The sequence below is a fragment of the Enteractinococcus helveticum genome, assembly GCF_001657475.1.
GTDB lineage: Bacteria > Actinomycetota > Actinomycetes > Actinomycetales > Micrococcaceae > Yaniella > Yaniella helvetica.
The window spans coordinates 72,794-90,963 of record NZ_LXEY01000019.1 but is presented as its reverse complement, the minus strand read 5'-3'; the positions used below and the strand labels follow the sequence as shown (position 1 = coordinate 90,963).

Annotated in this window: 20 protein-coding genes; 5 read left to right on the top strand and 15 right to left on the bottom strand. The window is 58.3% G+C overall.

What is annotated here, in order from left to right; translation table 11 throughout:
* Positions 1-151 precede the first annotated feature (151 nt).
* Both A6F49_RS08545 and A6F49_RS08540 read left to right on the top strand, forming a co-directional pair.
* The gene (locus A6F49_RS08545; protein WP_235604925.1) at positions 152-1,084 is read left to right on the top strand and encodes a 3-methyladenine DNA glycosylase; all 933 of its coding nucleotides are present in this window, start codon (positions 152-154) and stop codon (positions 1,082-1,084) included.
* Between the two features lie 220 nt (positions 1,085-1,304).
* On the top strand, positions 1,305-1,841 hold the full coding sequence (locus A6F49_RS08540; RefSeq protein ID WP_082911687.1) for an enolase C-terminal domain-like protein: 537 nt from the start codon (positions 1,305-1,307) through the stop codon (positions 1,839-1,841).
* Between the two features lie 145 nt (positions 1,842-1,986).
* Here A6F49_RS08540 and A6F49_RS08535 read toward each other — a convergent pair whose 3' ends face one another.
* Positions 1,987-3,144, bottom strand: coding sequence for an FUSC family protein (locus tag A6F49_RS08535; protein ID WP_082911686.1), 1,158 nt, complete (start codon positions 3,142-3,144; stop codon positions 1,987-1,989).
* Positions 3,145-3,321: 177 nt separating this feature from the next.
* Between A6F49_RS08535 and A6F49_RS08530 the strand changes: the two genes are divergently transcribed.
* The gene (locus tag A6F49_RS08530; protein WP_043058089.1) at positions 3,322-5,682 is read left to right on the top strand and encodes an ATP-binding cassette domain-containing protein; all 2,361 of its coding nucleotides are present in this window, start codon (positions 3,322-3,324) and stop codon (positions 5,680-5,682) included.
* Here A6F49_RS08530 and A6F49_RS08525 read toward each other — a convergent pair.
* The 3 genes from A6F49_RS08525 to A6F49_RS08515 all read right to left on the bottom strand — a co-directional run bounded on the left by A6F49_RS08525 (position 5,666) and on the right by A6F49_RS08515 (position 7,770).
* Positions 5,666-6,403 (bottom strand): sulfite exporter TauE/SafE family protein, encoded by a 738-nt coding sequence (locus tag A6F49_RS08525; RefSeq protein WP_043058088.1) that lies wholly within the window; start codon positions 6,401-6,403, stop codon positions 5,666-5,668. The genes A6F49_RS08530 and A6F49_RS08525 overlap by 17 nt on opposite strands.
* Positions 6,404-6,502: 99 nt before the next feature.
* Positions 6,503-7,093 (bottom strand): protoglobin domain-containing protein, encoded by a 591-nt coding sequence (locus tag A6F49_RS08520; RefSeq protein WP_043058087.1) that lies wholly within the window; start codon positions 7,091-7,093, stop codon positions 6,503-6,505.
* A gap of 101 nt (positions 7,094-7,194) precedes the next feature.
* Positions 7,195-7,770, bottom strand: a complete 576-nt coding sequence (locus tag A6F49_RS08515; RefSeq protein ID WP_235604922.1) for a MarR family winged helix-turn-helix transcriptional regulator — start codon at positions 7,768-7,770, stop codon at positions 7,195-7,197.
* A gap of 129 nt (positions 7,771-7,899) precedes the next feature.
* Here A6F49_RS08515 and A6F49_RS08510 point away from each other — a divergent pair, with 129 nt between their 5' ends.
* Both A6F49_RS08510 and A6F49_RS08505 read left to right on the top strand, forming a co-directional pair.
* The gene (locus A6F49_RS08510) at positions 7,900-9,117 is read left to right on the top strand and encodes a ferrochelatase (protein ID WP_043058085.1); all 1,218 of its coding nucleotides are present in this window, start codon (positions 7,900-7,902) and stop codon (positions 9,115-9,117) included.
* Positions 9,118-9,119: 2 nt separating this feature from the next.
* Positions 9,120-9,611, top strand: coding sequence for a pyrimidine dimer DNA glycosylase/endonuclease V (locus A6F49_RS08505; protein WP_043058084.1), 492 nt, complete (start codon positions 9,120-9,122; stop codon positions 9,609-9,611).
* A gap of 268 nt (positions 9,612-9,879) precedes the next feature.
* Here A6F49_RS08505 and A6F49_RS18295 read toward each other — a convergent pair whose 3' ends face one another.
* The 11 genes from A6F49_RS18295 to A6F49_RS08460 form a co-directional block, all read right to left on the bottom strand.
* A complete protein-coding gene (locus A6F49_RS18295) occupies positions 9,880-10,182 on the bottom strand; it encodes a transposase (protein ID WP_201120277.1) in 303 nt (100 codons plus the stop codon).
* Between the two features lie 34 nt (positions 10,183-10,216).
* Positions 10,217-10,405 (bottom strand): hypothetical protein, encoded by a 189-nt coding sequence (locus A6F49_RS18290; protein WP_201120276.1) that lies wholly within the window; start codon positions 10,403-10,405, stop codon positions 10,217-10,219.
* On the bottom strand, positions 10,398-10,673 hold the full coding sequence (locus tag A6F49_RS18285; protein WP_201120275.1) for a helix-turn-helix domain-containing protein: 276 nt from the start codon (positions 10,671-10,673) through the stop codon (positions 10,398-10,400). The genes A6F49_RS18290 and A6F49_RS18285 overlap by 8 nt, the downstream gene beginning before the upstream one ends.
* 309 nt (positions 10,674-10,982) lie before the next feature.
* A complete protein-coding gene (locus tag A6F49_RS08495; RefSeq protein WP_043058083.1) occupies positions 10,983-11,411 on the bottom strand; it encodes an Hsp20/alpha crystallin family protein in 429 nt (142 codons plus the stop codon).
* 364 nt (positions 11,412-11,775) lie between these two features.
* On the bottom strand, positions 11,776-12,867 hold the full coding sequence (locus tag A6F49_RS08490; protein WP_043058082.1) for an ATP-binding protein: 1,092 nt from the start codon (positions 12,865-12,867) through the stop codon (positions 11,776-11,778).
* Between the two features lie 334 nt (positions 12,868-13,201).
* Positions 13,202-13,597: an SHOCT domain-containing protein gene (locus A6F49_RS08485; protein ID WP_043058081.1), complete on the bottom strand. Its 396-nt coding sequence runs from the start codon at positions 13,595-13,597 to the stop codon at positions 13,202-13,204.
* A 343-nt stretch (positions 13,598-13,940) separates the two neighbouring features.
* Entirely contained in the window at positions 13,941-15,185 is a 1,245-nt protein-coding gene (locus A6F49_RS08480) for a cytochrome P450 (RefSeq protein ID WP_067605718.1), read from the bottom strand.
* The gene (locus A6F49_RS08475; RefSeq protein WP_043058079.1) at positions 15,182-16,765 is read right to left on the bottom strand and encodes an FAD-dependent oxidoreductase; all 1,584 of its coding nucleotides are present in this window, start codon (positions 16,763-16,765) and stop codon (positions 15,182-15,184) included. Before A6F49_RS08475 ends, A6F49_RS08480 begins: the two co-directional genes overlap by 4 nt.
* Positions 16,762-17,490 carry a class I SAM-dependent methyltransferase gene (locus A6F49_RS08470; protein ID WP_043058078.1) on the bottom strand — a complete coding sequence of 243 codons (729 nt, stop codon included), beginning with the start codon at positions 17,488-17,490 and terminating at the stop codon, positions 16,762-16,764. The genes A6F49_RS08475 and A6F49_RS08470 overlap by 4 nt, the downstream gene beginning before the upstream one ends.
* Positions 17,477-17,824 carry a lycopene cyclase domain-containing protein gene (locus A6F49_RS08465; RefSeq protein WP_043058077.1) on the bottom strand — a complete coding sequence of 116 codons (348 nt, stop codon included), beginning with the start codon at positions 17,822-17,824 and terminating at the stop codon, positions 17,477-17,479. The genes A6F49_RS08470 and A6F49_RS08465 overlap by 14 nt, the downstream gene beginning before the upstream one ends.
* Positions 17,814-18,164 carry a lycopene cyclase domain-containing protein gene (locus tag A6F49_RS08460; RefSeq protein WP_043058076.1) on the bottom strand — a complete coding sequence of 117 codons (351 nt, stop codon included), beginning with the start codon at positions 18,162-18,164 and terminating at the stop codon, positions 17,814-17,816. Before A6F49_RS08460 ends, A6F49_RS08465 begins: the two co-directional genes overlap by 11 nt.
* Positions 18,165-18,170 lie beyond the last annotated feature (6 nt).

Sequence of the window (18,170 nt, the reverse complement as noted above, 5' to 3'; positions counted from 1 at the left end):
CATCGGGGCTTGGCGGAATGCACGATGTGCGGCGGCATTCGGTGTGAAATACTCTTCTCGACTCCTTAGCCGGTGGGCCATGTTGAGGGCATCACGCAAGGTTTTCGGGCAATGTTGGCGTCGCCGGCGGTAAGGCTTCTACACTAGAACCGTGCAACCGACAGACATGAATACAACCGTTGTATTTTCCGCCGAGGAGTGGCAATCATTGGCGCATGACCACAAACAACGCATCGGCGCGTATACAGATCCGCTGCTCCAGTTGCACAAACAAGGTGTGCGGCACCCGGTCTATGATTTTTTGTTCTCGTACTACTATCTCTCAGCCGGTGCGCTCAAACGCTGGCATCCGGGAGCTGGCGGCATCATTGCCAACCCGAGCGCCGATAGGCCTGCTCCGCACGCGGGCACCAAGTTTTACCGTGCGGTCAGCCCCGATGCTGTGGCCGGGTTACCGCACGGCGGATGGACGGTTGATGTGACCGAATTTGGACGCCAGCGGGCCAAAATGTTGGCATTCGTGGAGCGGTTGTTATCCGCCACCGCGTCGCGCGATGCCAAATTGAGCTGTTTTGGTTTGCACGAATGGGCCATGGCATATCGCTCAGAAGTGCACGGCATCCGACATGCGTCAGTGCCACTTAGGCTGGGCGCACAAGGTACGGACGACGTCGTAGAATCCCACAAGATTTCGTGTTCACATTTTGACGCGTTTCGGTTCTATGCGCCCGAGGCCCGCCAGATGAATCATCTGCAACCCACTCGCGACACGATGGTCGAATTCGAACAGCCCGGGTGTTTGCACGCCAATATGGACCTGTATAAGTGGGCTTCGAAACTGTTACCGGCGATCAGTTCGTCCCTGCTGGCCGATTGTTTCGAGTTGGCTTGGGATATTCGCGTCGTCGATATGCAAGCTTCACCCTACGATCTGGCGGATTGGGGATTTGAGCCGATCCGTATTGAAACCCCAGAAGGCAAAGCCACCTATGTGCAGGCTCAACGCGGGTTTGTTGAACGCTCGCAGGCGCTGCGTGGGCGTCTGATAGCCAGTATTGAGCAGCTCCGGGCGGTTGCAGCTTAAGCGGTTATACCAGTTGGGCAGTGCCGGTCACTGCGGACAGTACTACCCTGGTCATGGCCAGCGCGATACCCATCGCAAAGCCTCACATCCACCATTCCAGCGCGAGCAGGGTGAAACCCATCATCCTGGAGCGACTGATCAAGACCGCGGTACTCCACATCGCCCAGATGGGTTGTAGACTCACAGCAAAGGCTGCGATCGGCCACACGGCGAATTCTACCTGGTAGATGCCAACGGTGGCTTGATCCCAGAGACAGCAAAACGTCTCTTCGCCTCGCTCCCAAACGGTCTGGACTTTGTTTTAGAAGCGCCCTGCAGCACCTGGCTCCAAACACAGGCAGTACGGGCAATCAGCCCGTATCCGATCATTTTGGACGAACTCGCTCAATCCGAGGCCGATGTTTTCACAGCCGGAGCCATGGGCACAGCAGATGGCATCGGCTTGAAAATCTCCAAGGCCGGAGGGCTCACACCCGGGCGGCGTCAACGAGACATCGCCCGGGCCGCCGGCATGACGGTCAGCGTCCAAGACACCGTCGGATCGTCGATTGCTTTTTCCGGAATACTCCAGCTGGGGGCTACCGTGCCTGACCAACTGCTACGGTGCGTGCTCAATTGTGAGGACATGGTCACGATCAAAACGGCAACGGTGGACGCGACTTTCGTCGACGGCGGCGTCCTTCCCGGGACCACACCAGGACTGGGAATCGAGGTCGATGAGGCGATACTGGGAACACCAGTTGCCACGTGGGATTAACTGCGTGCATATTCGGCATCGTTGAGTGCAAGGCTCGTCAGACTGCCGACCTTTCATCTAGGTGGGTATGCATGTAGTGGGTCGCAGCTTGTCACGCTACATGCACGAGGACAACGGCTGTGACACCCAGCCTGATCTGTTGAGATCAGGCTGAGTTGTCTTCCGGGGTTTGTCGGGATGCACGACTTGAGGTGACATCCGAGAAGATCTGAATAATGTGGCGCAGGCTCGACAGCATTGCCCCATACATGGGCCATTGCATATTGGGTAAATTACCAGCGTGCGACATCCCCGTAACGAGTTCGTCCAAACGCTCGTTTTGAGCCTGAACATCTCCGTCTGGGTCTGCGATGGCCTCCCCCAGATCGTGTGCGATGCGCACCCAGCCCTTTCGGAAGCGATCGTCCCAGGAGCTGATTGCCCAGGTGGCTTCGCGCATTGTGCGGGTCAAATTGCGTAAATGGGAGATGCCCTCATCGATACGGTTGAGCACCGCTTCGTAGTCGAAGTCGTCATCCTCATCGCGGAATTTACGCCGCAACAGGCGACGGGGGTTCTCGCGGCGTGATTCGCGTGCTAACCGCACGGTTTGCCATGCCGAATTGAGCTCTTCGCTCATCGACTGGGTCTCTTCTAACCATGCATCGGCCTGCTCTACGTCCCAGCTTTCGGAAAATTCATCAGCCATATCAACCAGCACTGCACCCATGCGCCGGTTGATGCTATCCACATAGCGTGCAGCTTGCCGGTCTCGCAACGGTGGTAACACCATCATATTGACGACGATCCCGACCGACACGCCCAATATGAGCTCGATAAAGCGATCAGCAAACATCGGATCATCCGAGGTGAAAATGAAGATCGCGGTCGTGGCGATAGCGATGCCCTCATCACGAATCCACGACAGCCTGGCACCCATCAGGCCGATGAACAATACCAAGGCGAACGTCCAAATATTGACGCCCAGAAAATACAGGATGACGAACGCCAGCCCCATTCCGACCGCCGAAGAGACGGCGGCTTGGACTCCGCGTGAGAGCGAACGGTGCACTGTTGCGTGGACTGTGAGTAACGCTGTCCACGGTGCCATGAACGCAACATCGGTGCCGAGCACCCCAACCGATAGGGCCCACGCACTGGTCCCGGCGATGACGGCTTTGCTGGCCAGCAGCAGGTCGGCGGTGGTTTCAGGTTCCTTGAGTCGGCGGATGATCCGGGTCCGCAGTGATTCGGGGCGCTCCTCGAGACGATCAGTGGTGGTGTCATCGGTAGATGACTCGCGGTGCGGCGAATCGGATGGCATACCCAGTCCTTCCTGTCGGCACGGTCCCAGCCGGACGGCACGCTCGAATACCATCCGGCGGCAAGGTCAGTCAGATAAACTTTAGTCCATGTGACTACGGGACACAGTGTCTCAGTGCCAGTGGATATACAGTGGGCCGAGCTAGTGCCAGGCAGCGGTGGAGCATATGCTGGAGCAATGCAAACCTCTACCACGCATCCGGCGGATCGTTCCGATATGATCCAGGTGGTCGGTGCTCACCAGAACAACCTCAACGACGTGACCGTCAGCATCCCGAAACGTCGACTGACGGTATGCACCGGGATTTCTGGTTCAGGGAAATCCTCTCTAATCTTTGGCACGATCGCGGCGGAATCACAACGGTTGGTCAATGAAACGTATTCGACGTTTATTCAGGGCTTCATGCCGCAAACCACCCGACCGAATGTCGACCAGTTGGCCGGCCTGACCACCGCGATCGCGATTGACCAAGAGTCGCTGCCCGCCAATCCGCGTTCAACCGTTGGCACGGTCACCGACGCGCTGGCGCTACTGCGCATCTTGTACTCACGACTCGGCACCCCGCAGATCGGTGGGCCGCAAGCCTTCGCATTCAATGTGCCGTCAATCCAGGCCTCGGGTCGGATGACCGTGGTCAAGGGAGAGGAACCCACCTCGGTGCACCGAGATTTCAGCATGACCGGTGGCATGTGTCCGACGTGTGAAGGCCGCGGTGACGTGACCGATTTTATATTGACGGAACTCTACGACGCCGAGCAATCCTTGGCCGATGGCGCACTGAAAGTTCCTGGGTATTCCATGGAGGGCTGGTACGGCCGCCTCTTTCGGGCCGCCGGTCTCCCGATGCAGAAACCCATCGCTGAGTACACCCCACAAGAACTCGACTTGTTGTTGAACACCGAGGCCATGAAGGTTAAATTTGAAGGCTCGAACCTCACCTACGAGGGACTCATACCGCGGATTCGGAAATCCATGCTGTCCAAGGATCGCGAAGCCATGCAACCCCACGTGCGGGCCTTCGTGGACCGGGCCATCGGGTTCACCACATGCCACGACTGTGACGGCACCAGACTCAACGACATCGCCCGATCGGTGACCATCGACGACGTGAACATCGGCGAATTGGCCACCTGGTCCTCCGCCGACCTACTCCAGTGGGTCACCAGCCTCAACCTGCCTGCGGCCGAACCGCTGCTGGCCGTACTGCGCCAGCTGCTGCAAGGCTTCGTCGATATCGGCCTGGGGTATCTAAGTCTTGATCGGGCCTCCGGGACACTCTCTGGTGGGGAGGCCCAACGTGTGAAGATGATCCGCCAACTCGGCTCCCCCCTGACCGATGTCACCTACGTCTTTGACGAACCCACCGCCGGCCTGCACGCCGCCGACGTCGAGCGGATGAACAACTTGTTGCTCCAGCTGCGCGACGCCGGCAACACGGTCCTAGTCGTTGAGCACCATCCGGGGGTCATCGCGATCGCCGATCACATCATCGATATGGGTCCCGGCGCCGGAGAACACGGCGGCGACGTCGTCTATCAGGGCGATCTGGACGGACTGCGCGCCTCCGGCACGATCACCGGTGAAAGCCTGGAACACCGCACCGGGCTGAAGTCCGACTTCCGCAACCCTACCGGCACGCTGTCTATTCAGAACGTCACCCGCCACAACCTTCTGGATGTCGCGGTCGATATTCCCACCGGGGTTCTCACCACGGTGACCGGAGTGGCCGGATCTGGGAAATCCACGCTCCTGGCAGCCGGGCTTGCCGACCGCCAGGACGTTGTGGTCATTGATCAAACCCCCATCCGTGGTTCGCGCCGCTCCAATCCAGCGACCTATACCGGCGCGCTGGATGCTATTCGTAAAGCGTTTGCCAAAGCCCACGGGGTCAAACCCGGGTTATTTTCGGCGAATTCCGACGGCGCCTGCCCAGAATGTCAGGGTGCCGGCGCGATCTATTTGGACTTTGGGTTTATGCAGGGCCAGTCCACGGTGTGCGGGGCGTGCCAGGGACGACGGTTCAACGCCGAGGTCTTGCACTACGAGCTGGGCGGCAGAAACATTGCCGATGTGCTCGAATTGCCCGCCGAAGCCGCCGTCGAGTACTTCACGCAAGTGAAAATCTCCGCCGCAGCGAAAGTTGCCCAACGCTGCATTGATGTTGGGCTGGGATATGTTCGGCTTGGCCAACCCCTGACTACGTTATCCGGCGGCGAGCGCCAACGACTCAAACTCGTGGCAAGTCTGGCCAAACCCGCCGAGATTTATGTGCTCGATGAACCCACCACCGGGTTGCACATCGCCGACGTCGGGCGGTTGGTCACCCTGTTGAATGCGATGGTCGATGCTGGCACGACAGTGATCGTGATTGAACACGATTTGGATATTGTGGCGGCGGCCGATTGGGTCATTGATATCGGGCCGGGTGCCGGAGCCGCGGGTGGCCGGGTCATCTTTGAAGGCACCCCGTTGCAACTTCTGGAGGCCGATACCCCGACCGGCCACCATTTTGCGCAGGCGCTTACACCAGCTGGCTGATACCGGTCACAACGGACAGGACCGCACCGATCATGGCCAACACGATGACAATCCCGAAAACCACCCGATCTTTGACCTTGCCCAGGGCGCGTTGACCAGCCCACATGCCGACCGCAATTCCGACGATGGCGAATAGCCACATCCACCAGGTCAACTCTGGAAGTGTTGAGCCCATGAACCACGAGCGCCCCGCCAGCGTGGCCGAGGCGATCATGACCCACATCGGTTGCAGGCTGGCTGCAAAAGAGGCCACCGGCCAGCGGGACAGCACCCCGAAAATTGTCATCGCCGGTCCCCCGATACCGGCTAGCACACTACCCGCACCAGCACCGATTCCCGTGAGCAACTGGGCACCACGATGGGTCACCGGTTCGCTGCTACCTTGGATAAACAGTGCCGCGCTCAGTCCGATGATGACTAACACCCCGACGAGCAGGTAGATAATGGCGCCGTCGATATGGGCTCCGAGCCAGGCGGCCGGGACGATGGAAAGCGTTGCAGGAATGCCAATCCAGGCGACCCGGGACCAGTTGATGTCACGCCACATCCCCGGCAGCATGAACAGCGAGGCGATCACGGCCAGGGCGGTGATCAGCATGATGCCCTCGTGCGTTCCGAGGGCGACGACCGCAAATGGTGCGGTGAGCATGGCAAAGCCCAGCCCGGTGATACGTTGGAGCGCGGTGGCGACAAAACTAAGCAGCAGGATACCGATGAGCACTGTATGTGAGTTTCCTTGTCAAAACGGTGTTGTCGACAAGACTAAGGCACTCACTGCAATGTGAACGACACGTAACGCATCACCGGGAGGTATGTGGTATCACCACAGTTCGCCGGCGTAGGGCCGTGACCACAGCACCAGGGTCACGGTGACGGCCTTGAACCAGGCTTGATTCATGGCCTCCACATCGTCATCCTTCGTTGCGCCCTCTTGCAGGAAGGGTCGGATGGATAAGGTCACGGGGACCACCAGCGCCAACATATCGGCCATCGGCACGTGGGTGGCCGGGGATTCGACGCCGTCGGTCTGGTTCTTTTTGGTCGTGTGATGACGGAGCGCGATTTCTTCCTGATAGGCCAGCCAGCGGTCATCGAAGCGGCGCTCGCACACATCAAGGACCCATTGTTCAAAACGGCCACGAACCCGCGCCAGGTAGTCGGCGTCCGGTTCACCGTCGGGGCCGTGAAAAACCGCAACCAGGTGCGGCGTGGAGCCAATAAAGTCGTACCAGATATCCAGGAGCTCAGCTACGCGTGGGGCCAGAATTGCGCCTGCCCGCCGCAGCGCGGGCACGTCTTCTTCGGCCCACATGACGTCGGTCAGCAGCTCATCGAGCCGTTGACGGCTTACAGGAGAAGGTGGCAGATCTTGGTCGTAGGTGTAGCCGGCGGGATTTGCTTCAGTAGTCATCTCAGCCTCCGAATTCGCAAGATATGGCGTGATTCGCACACCTACCCCCAGGCTAACGAATCTTGTGCGGCATGCAACCGGCATTCGAGACGACAGGGGCGCTACTGGGACCCCTGCGTGCCGGTGGCTGTGAAGGCGTCAAAGAATTTGATGACGGCGGCGCGCTCTTCCGGGGTCAAACTCCCGATCGCGTGAAACCGTAGTGCGTGGTTATGTCCAACCGACTGCCGCGCAATAGCCTGAGTTTCCTTGGTGACCCTCAGTGCCGTACTGCGACGATCCTGGGGATGCGGCAGGCGTTCAATGTGGTCGCCAGCTACTAGTCGGTCAAGCATCTTCGAGACCGAAGGGGTCGTGATTCTCAGGTGTCGGGCGATGTCACTGGGGGTTGCAAGCGTCCCATGGCGCTGCATAGCGATCAGGTAGCGCACCGCGCGCATGTCATTCTCCCCCAGTTGCATGTACTTGCGCGAGGCATCATTGAGTTTACGCTCCACCGCTCGCCACCTGCGCATCGCTTCCATGACCTCAACAATCTGGTCCACCTCTTCGGCCGCGTAATCATCCAGACAAATAAGCTGTTGGCCCGGGTCCATGATCCGCGGGTCCAGCATGGACAGCTCACGCGAGCTTCGACGATTCGACGTACCAGTGGTTTTAGGAGTATTGTTAGCCAAGGAAACTATTAGCCGTTCTAACTAAATTATTCAGTCGTTTCGACCGAACGGGGTGTCAGTACTATGTTTCCCATACTACAGTGCACCCCAGCCATACATCTGCGACAAACCATGATTGCAAGGGGAGCCATGTCTGAAAGCAACCAAACTGAACCCACCGAGATTCTTCATTCCGACGACGGTCCCGTACCGTTTGCTTCACCAGCCTCCGACACCAACGCGCCGTATGTCACCACACCGCAGGACTATGACGCGATCCTATTAGCTGGTTTTGGCGGACCGGAAGGGCAGGATGATGTTATCCCCTTTCTTCGCAACGTGACCGCAGGTCGTGGGATTCCGGATGAGCGATTAGAAGAAGTCGCCACCCACTACCGCCATTTCGGCGGGATCAGCCCGATTAATGAGCACAACAAACAGCTCAGGGCTGCGATTGAAGCTCAACTGCGCGACCGCGACATCGACCTGCCAGTCTACTGGGGTAACCGCAACTGGACCCCCTACCTCGAAGACACCGTCCAACAGGCCGCAGACAATGGGCACACTCGGTTGCTGGCCATCGCCACCAGCGCCTATTCGTCGTATTCGAGCTGCCGCCAGTACCGCGAGGATTTCGCCCGCGCCCTGATAGCTACCGGTTTGGCCGGTAAAGTGACCATCGATAAGGTTCGACAATTCTTCGATCACCCAGGGTTTGTCACGCCGTTTCGGGAAGGTGTGGAAGCAGCACTTCAGGACTTTGCAGATCAAAGACTAGCCCCCGAAGAAGTCCGCGTACTATTTGCAACGCATTCCATCCCGACGACCGACGCAGCCCGCTCCGGTCCGGAAAAACTCAGCCTGGGTGAGGGCGGAGCATACGCAGCTCAACACCGGGCCGTGGGTGGAGTCACTATGGATCAGCTCCGCGAAGCCAGCCCGGCCTGGGCTGAAACCCAGTGGGAACTGGTCTATCAGTCTCGTTCAGGCCCGGCCTCTCAGCCATGGTTGGAACCCGATGTGTGCGATCGCATTGCTGAGCTACCCGACGAGGGAATCAAAGCCGTGGTGATTGTGCCGCTAGGCTTTTTGAGCGACCATATGGAAGTACTCTGGGATCTCGACGAAGAAGCAATCGAAGCTGCTGAAGAAGCTGGCCTACGTGCCGTACGGACCCAAACTCCGGGAGTCCACCCCGAGTTTGTCGCCGGTTTAGTAGACCTGATTCAAGAGCGCATCGCCGCAGTGGCACCGGTGGATCGACCTGCGATGACGGACCTTGGCCCGTGGTATGACGTGTGCCGACCAGGCTGCTGTGAGAATGTACGTCGTGGATTCAGTCCAGCGGCTGCAGGATTGGTGCCGTAAGAATGCGGTTGTGGTCGCTGCATCCATCGTTATTGGATCGACAGGCTTTAGTCGCATGCTGGCGTGAAGCACTGTTGGCTCAGGCTGTGTTGTTAGGACGGACGCGCGGATATACCGCACACCCACAACTTGAGCGGTTCAAATCCCACCCGCAACCCGAGTTGGCGATCGGCGCCTACCTGGCGGGTTTGCATATCGAAGCCATGGCCCGAGGATATCGATTTGACGCTACGCGAATTGTCTCCTCCCCAAAAGAAACCGACATTGCAGTCATTCCCGTGACCTTTGGGCAACTGGGGTTTGAACTGTCGCATCTGCGTGCCAAACTTTTTCAGCGTTCACCGGGTTTTTTGGCCGAGCATGCTGAAACACTTGAGGCCGCCGAACAGCTCATTCCGGTCCACCCGCTATTTGTAGGCGTTGCAGGCACGATTGAACCCTGGGAGCGACCCGGAACCGTGCGACCTAGTGCCTCCTCAAGCGACATTGGGTAGGTAATGGGTTTTCGGATTTTGATCCGATGGCGAAGTGGCGTTTGGGTGAGGAACGTTGGTTTTGCCAGCGGATGTAGCGGCTGATGGTGCACTCTTGGGTGGCGTGATCAGGGTGATCATTGCCGTTGAGGGCAAAGTATCGTAGGGCCGCGAATTCAGATTCGCTCCAGTTCAGCCACGACGCATTGGTCGGGGTAAACATCAATTCGACGTTGTTGGTGACACACCAGTTGGTGACTCCGGTCTTTTTATGGGGTGAGAAGTTGTCTCAGACCACATAAAGTTTGCCATTGTAGCGGTGCCGGAGCTGCCGAAGAAAGGCCAGGAACTCTTGGAACCGTTTGCGGTCTCGGAATCGATAGAACATCTTGTCGGTGGCTAAATCTAGTGCTCCGAACATGTGCCAGACTCCGCCGTGGCGACTATAGGTTGCTCGCAGTCGGGCAGGACCCTGTTGTGGGAACCAGCCTCGCCCAGGATGCGACTGTAGGTTCAGTGGGCCGAACTCATCGACACACACGACATGCCCGTCGGCCGGCGGATCGTCGTAGAGCGTCAAGATGGCCTGCATTTTCTGACGGAACTCGGGATATTAGGAGGCTTTTTCACATTTCGGTAGGTTGCCAGGTGATCCCGTGATGTTTCAGGATCTGGCGCAGCGTTTCTTTGCTGATCCGCTCCACCACACGATGCGTGATGAGATATTCGGCCAGTTTTGTCAGGCTCCACACCGTAAAGGGCAGCCCCAGAGCCGCGGGTTGACAGCGGGCGATCCGGCAAATATATTCACGCATGGTTTGCGTGATGCTCGCCGGAGGCCCGCTGCTGGCATTTTGGGTCCAAACCACCAAACCATTGGTCATGAAACTCATGGATCACCTTGCGCACAGAACCTTCAGTGGTCGCAAACATGCGGGCAATATCGGGCGCTTCGTGGCCTTGGGCCGAGGCAATCACAATCGTGGCCCGACGCAATTTGATGGGATCTTTTGACGTACGGGTCAGCCGCTGCCCCTCAGACATGGACAACTCCCGGACGAAGACTTCAGGTTTTCTTGGCATCACTACCACCTCCACCACCAGTCTCATATCCCAAATATCTCAAAGGTATGGACCTCGTATTGGTTGGTATCACGGATATGCCGCGGTCCTGATTCAGGACCGCGGCGCATCCGTTACGAGGTTGATGGATTAGCAGGGTGTTTCAGAAACCTGCACCCAATCAAACTCCTGCTCGTCTTCTGGCACCTGAAGTGGTGGGATGCCAAGGGGAGGGGTCAGGGAATTGAAGAGGGTGGTATTGTTTAGCATTTTCAGATGCCTCCTTTCGGACGATAGGGGAGTTCTTTGAGGAGTCCTGGGTCAGATGCCCTAGGACGTGATCGACCTTGTGTCGCCGCCACGCTCGATTTCGATCTTGCGGGGTTTCGCAGATTCTGCAACCGGGATTTCCAACGCGAGCACACCATCGACGTACGTTGCCTTGATGTTGTCAGTGTCGACGTTTTCACCCAGTACCAGTTGGCGACTGAACTCGCCGCGTGGACGTTCGGCTGACAAGCGTTCGACGTCGTCCGGCAGTGGTGCACGGTGGGCAGTGACGGTGACGACATTGCGCTCCACATCCAGATCAATGCTTGACGGGTCCACACCGGGTAAGTCGAATTCCACATGGAAGGTGTCCCCCTCACGCCAGGCATCCATGAGCATCATGGTCGGACGCGACCTTGTGCCGGTGGTGCCCAGTAGTTGCTGGGTGAGGCGATCAATTTCACGGAAGGGATCGGTTCGCATCAGCATACATACTCTCCTTTTCTTCGACTGCCGAACCAGGCTATTACCACTTTGTGAAATATTTAAATACCACACTTAATCGACTTTTGCAACCGGCCCTGGCATGGGAAAGTTCGTCGTTTTCTGAGCTGGACAAGACTTATGAAGATCCCTTTCAAGAGGCCGTTTATGCACCGAGATAGGGTGGTCTCAACGTGAGATAGCCAAGCGCTTTGGTCATAGTCCCGATTAGGTGGCGAAGCATAGTCAACAGCGTGCAACCACGGCTCAGTTTATTTTGTGGATAACTGCCTGCGCAGCGATGTTTATCCACATTCACGACGCAGTCGGGGCGCGGTGTGAGGAGGTTCAAATTAGCCTGGAATATAAACTACAGCTCACCGAGTAGCGGGACTTTAACATCACCACCGGCTTCTTCTGTAATCCGTTGGCCAAGCTGTACAAACGTCGGTTCGCTAATGAAACTCCCGGCAAAAAATGCTTGGCCCTGTTGGAACTGTGCAGACCTGCGGATTGCGTCTTCAGATGCGAAGCCGAATACTTCTGCGATTTCAGCTAGGTCTCGTGGGGCGTTCATCCGCATCAAAGCCAGGTTGTCGCACTGGGATAGGATATTTGGGTGAATTTTAGTGGGGCGCTGGGTAGATAACAATAACCACAACCCAAATTTTCGCCCTTCCGCTGCGATCTGCACCAGTTGTTTGGTCAGAGCGTGTTCCACATCGGTTTGCGGGTCCGGTGGGCACAAGTTGTGTGCCTCATCAAGGACGATCAGGATGGGGCGTCGTGACTCCCTTTCGGACCAGAGGTGTTCTAAAACCGCTAGGGCTGCAACCTTTGGCTCTGCAGGGTTGGCGAATCCTCCCAAGTCGAGCACGCTTGCTCGTGGGCGCTCGTCGATAACATCAACAACGGATGATCCACCACGAGACCAGAGATCCCACTCAAGGATTTGCAAGTTTTCTATACGGTTGGCCAGTTTCAATCGCCATGGGTCTCCCGAAGAACGCAACGTTGCCAGCATCTGAGACGTATCAAAACTTGTGACGAGCTGATCGGATCGAAGCAACACGTTATATTCTTCTGCATCAGCGATGGGATCAAGTTGTAAAACAGCCGCTTTCGACGCCGTAGAGAGGTCCAAATAACGGGCGTGTAAGCGCTCGTCTGCACCATCGCCAGACCGGAATACCCTCAGGTCCATGGAGGCAAGTTTTTTAGCCGTAGCAGCTGAAGAACTTGCCCGTGTTTCTCGAATCCTGACGAAATCGGCGTTGGGGTCCAAAATGACGATTGGTAATGCAGTGTGCAGCAGCAACTGCTCTAACACCACGCCAAGCGCGTATGTTTTCCCACTGCCGCTCTGACCACACCAAAACGTGTGCCGGTTAAATCGTCGGGCATCTAAGGTTACGGAAATTTCCGAGTCGTCGATCATCGTGCCGATACTGAGCAATGTCATAGCTCCCCTTGTCTTCCCGCTTAGGTCTGCACCGTGGCTTCATCTGCGTTGATGCATTCGACGCTGTCTCACCCAATGCATCCTCGTCCGTCCGTGAGCGTTATTTTGTAGAACACTGTGCACTATGAGACTGGTGCTTCTGGAGGCTCGGCGTCATCAGAAACACCAGTCGTTCGTATCTTCGAGATCTGCAGAGTGCTCTGGCAAGATCGACAAATGGTCTCCCGCAATCGCGCGAGAAGGTTCCATTCACGTATGACAACACCGCCCGGCGGATGAGCATCTGATTCACAACGGTTGAAGCGGACACCAAACGCCCGGGTGGCGGTTGTTCTTAGCTGGCGCCTTGCAATGTCCGACCTTTCAGCTGGTCGAATTCTTGCTGAGTAATGGCACCTGAATCGAGCAAACCTTTGGCCTTGGTAATCTCATCTGCGACACTGACATTGGCGACATCACGAATGTACTGGTCCTGGGCTTCTTTTTGCCGCTGGAATTCACTGGCGGCACGTTCCTCGACCCCCTTATGGCGGGCTATGAGATAGACCAAGGACGTCAGCAGTGGGATAAAGACTAAAAACAGGATCCAGACTGCTTTGGCCCATCCATTCAGGTCTTTATCGCGGAAAAGATCGGTAAATACCATGATGAGAGTGAAGATGGTGGCTACGAAGACGAAAGCCCAGAAGAACCAGCCCATTACCTCCCACATATAGTCAAAAAATTCCATGAGAATGCTGCTTTCTGTACTGAGAGCTCTAAACGATCTGGCGTAAAGTCAGTTGAAAATATCTCAATATTTCACACTTTCTCGAGCATTGAAATCAGTCAATGAATGATGCTGCGATCCCTCTTAAGTTATGCAGATTCCATGAACCGCACTTGAACGCGCGGGGTGACGTAGACCCTTAAGAGGTCCACGTTGCAGTGGCTCAGCTTGTTGACCTCGCTGTGACTTAATGGTACTCCTACCCTGTTCCCATTTAAAGACCTTTAAAGGCCATAGTGCCCAGTGAGTACCCGGCCAGAGCTAGGGAGTGTCGTGGTGAAGATTCCCATACGCGCGGGCTGCATTACGGAAGCGGCACGCCCTGCCTCAGGTGCAGGGTGAGACCTCGGAGCTTATAGCCTTCGATGAGATCATCCCAGCTGATAGCCGGTTCGCTCATCCTCGTCACCGGTAGCGCAAGGAGCCGGTGCAGCAGCGCATCGGTTTCCCGTAAGGCAAGCGGTTGGCCCGGACAGCCGTGGGCGCCAAAACCGAAGCTGAGTCCAACATCGTGGACGCCTTTGGCCCGATCGCGTCCCGGGCACAGCTGCAGAGGAGCAGCCGGGAAGGCATCAGGGTCGGCGTTGGTCTGGCGGATATCCAGGTCGACTAAATCCCCGGTCTGTAAGCCGTATTCGGTGTCGCGGTCGGTCGCGGTGAAGTCTTGGGTGACGCGACGATACAGGTGGCCCACGGGTGGCTCCAAGCGGATAATTTCGGCCAGCATCCCGAGTCGTTCGTCTTCTGCAGCGGCGAGGTAGCGTTGGCGCAGGGCGTCGTCGTCAAGCAAATGCCAGCAGGCCATGGTGATAAATTCTCGGGTCGTGACCATCCCAGCGGTCCCGTAGGTGACGCACTCAACGAGGATGTCGGCCAGGTTATAGCGCTGTTCGATCAGGTGGCTGATGACGTCCTCGCGCGGGTTTTTGGTCCGCGAACGCACGGCGGGCAGGACGTCGAAAACCAGCAGCCCGTCGATGGGGCCCAGCCCGTTGGCAGCGGCGGCCATCCACTGGCGGTTGGGGCGCCCGAGGCGGGGTTTGGCACGGTCCAGGGGTGGCTGGCGGAAAAATTTTTCTAACCGGCGGGCCAGTGCCGGGACTTTGGCGTGGGTAAGGCCAACGATGGAGGCGGTCACTTCGACCGTGTAGTACAGCGCGACCTCATCGACGGTGATAGTGCCGGTGCGCTGGGTTTGGGCAATAATTTTGTTCACGACGGCGGTCATCAGGTCGCTATAGCGGGCGGCGACGACGGTGGGTGCGAAGAAGCGGGCGACGTTGCGACGTTGTTCGTCGTGTTGGGGGCCGTCGGAGATCAGAATCGGGTGGTTGCGGAAGACTGTGCGCGGGATGTATTCGGCGGTGAAGCCGGCCTGAATGGTTTCTCGGCGGGCCAGCAGGACGTCTTTGGCTGCGGCAAGCGAACCGATGCGCCACATGGTGCCGTGTTTGGTGACGCGCCCGGCGGGTTTATCGCCGGGTTTGGTGGCTTTACGTGCACTGGACTCTGCCGCGGAATGGGCGGGGCAGCCGGTGGGTTTGGTCATCGGGCACCGTTGGCCTGCACGATGTTGCGGACCGCCCGACCCAGTGCGCTGCGGCGCAGCAGGCCGCGACGGGGCGGGGAGAACAGGTCGTGGCCGGTGACGTTCCAGCCGGCCAGCAGTTCATTGGCCGCCAGCAAACCGGTGGTTGCGGCGCGTTCCATCAGCGCAACCGGCAGTGGCGCGCGGATCCAGTCGCCGGCAAGCACCAGACCGTTGATGCCGGTGGTCACTTCTGGGTGGTCCTGCCACGGGGACACATCGGCCAGACTGCAGTCATCTTCCAGCAGGCATTCCTCGGCGAGGATCTCCATGTCGTGGGTCTCGGGGAATACCGTGCGCATGTCGGCCAGTAGTGCTGCGCGAATAGCCTGGCCCTGCAGCGAATTGGGATCGGCCGGGGCGTCGACGGCGTAGGCGTGCAACTCTAGGACAGAGCCATTGTGGGTTTGGGTCCATGCTGCGGCGGTGGCTTCAAAGCGTTCCAGCACCGAAATATTATCCAACAGCTGGTACCCACTGGTCCCCAAAAACGCGGGCCGATCCGGACGAACCGTGTCCGACATCCACAATCTCAGCACCGCAAACGCCGGGGCGTTGGTCCGACGCGCGGCCCGGGCTTGCAGGTCGACTAGTTGCTGGGTTTCACCACCCAGGGCCGCGATGAGGCCACGACTGGTGCGAGGGTCGGCGGCCAGCACGACGGCGTCAAAGGGTTCCGTGCCCACACTAGTGCTCACGCGCCAGCCACGTTCGGTCTGGTGCAGCGCATCAACCGGGGAGTCCAGGTGAATTGTCACGCTCGCATCGCGCAGATAGTCGCCGAGTGGGTCCCAGAGGCTGGTGTTGAAATCATCGACCGGCACATCGAACAGCAGCCCCTCGGCTGAGCCGGTGAAATATGTGTGGAACATGGTGACTAGCTCGCGGGCGGCAAAGTCATGTGGGTCGGCAAAAAACGAGCGCGCAAACACCTCCAGTGCCAGGTGCCGGGCGTCGTGCGGGAAGCGTAGCCGATCCAGGAATGCGGCTGCCGACTCGCCGTCATAGAGGCTCAGGCTCTGGGGGAATTGTAGGTCAATGAGTTCAAAGGCGCTAGGGAGATCGACCTTGGCCAGCCCGGCGAGTGGGAACGTGGGACTTTGCAGCACAAAGGCCGCCAGATTCAACGGCGGGGTGCGCGGAATGGACTCGAAGGAATCGGTCAGCCCGGTGTTGGTTTGTAGCGGGTAGTCGGTGACGGCCACCAGCCGGTCCAATGCTGGATCCGTGCGGCGCAGCAGGGCGCGCAGGTTGTAGTACTGACGGAAGAATGCGTGGAACCCGCGGCTCATATTGCGCCCGTCGCCCAGCGGCCAGGAACGGACACGCCCACCCAGCTGTGGTGCGGATTCGAAAATGGTGACGTCAACGCCGCGCTCTGCAAGTCCTGTCGCCGCGGCAAGCCCAGCGATGCCTCCCCCGACGACGGCAACTGAACGTGCAGATTCGATGCGGTCGTGCCCGCGGTGGGCGATGAGGCGTTCGGCATGCGGATCCCGCGGCGCATTGGGCACGGCGTGGTACTGAGTGGTTCGGGTCATGTACGTCGTCCTTGATTGCGCGCCACGTAGGTGTGTAAAACCTTGCGGTGCCACCCGCGTGCTGTGCTGACGGTGCCACGCTCAAAACCGGCGTGTTCCAGGCGTTGGAGCACGGTTTGGGTTGCGTCATTGCGCAGCACCGAGCGCCACAGGTAAGTAAACAGGCTTATTTGGGCACCGGTGGCGGCGGCCAGCGGGATGATGATCGCAAAGCACACGGCCGTCCATTTGGCTTGGGCCCACGCTGATTCGGTTACCGAATAGTCTTGCAGCACCAACGGGCTGCCGGGTTTCATGAGCGTACGAATGCGGGCCAGCGCCGCGGTGCGCTCGGCTTCGGGCAGGTTGCGCAACAGGTACGCTGCAAATACGCCGTCGGGGGCGTCGGCCAGTGCTGGCGCCGAGTTAGCGGCCAGGTGTTCCACCCGATCCAGTACAAATGCGGTGCCGGCGGGCCAGGATTTTGCTCGTGCGGTCTCCAACATCCCGGCCGAGGCATCCACCCCAACAATCTGCGCATCCGGCAGGGTTTCCAAAATGGCCTGGGTGCTCAGACCGGTGCCGCAGCCCAGATCCCAAATGACCGGGCGCCGTCCGGTTGGTGCCTCGAGCAGTTCGGCAAGCGTGCGGGTCGCGCTGCGCAATTCACGCCGATACCCGGGGTTGAGTTTGGTCAGCAGGTCATAGCGCCGTGCCGAGGTGGTAAATGCGTCAGCCAGGAACATCTGCGGCAACCTCCTGGGTTGTGCGGGCGCGCCGGTTTTTCAGCGCCTGCCACACCATGATCGTCACGGTGAGCATGGCCCAACCAAAGCCGAAATCTTCGATGGGAATATCCCACGGGAATCGCATGCCCAACATCATTTCTGGGTTATAGATCACAATCGGATTCGACAGTTTGGTCAACCACCCGTCCACCGGGATTTGGAACCCCAGGCATATTGCCAGGGCAATCCAGTAGGCGGGTTTGCGGAAAATCCCGCTGCGCACCACAAATAGTTCCAGCACGACGACGACGATCATTCCGATCACGGTCAATACGGTATATTCAGGCAGCATCGCCAGCCCCCTTCTCGGCGCGTTTGCGTTTGAAAAAGTTCAACACGGTGGTCACGCCCTCATAGCTAAGCAGTGCGCACAGCGGGATGACAATGAAAAACACGATCTCTTCCAGCGGGATCATCCCGAACTGAATGCCCGTCACAAACTCCGGGTTATAGGTCCAGTGGTCGCGCGCAATACCCAGTAGGTCCCAGGCGCCGAAGGCGACCACTACAACCAGGATCGTGGGCAGCATCAGCGGTAACCGGCGATACACCCGGGCCCGCAGCACAAACTCTAGGGGCAGGGTGATCGCCACGCAGGCGGCCATGAGTATGAGGTACTCGTATTGAGCCAATAATGA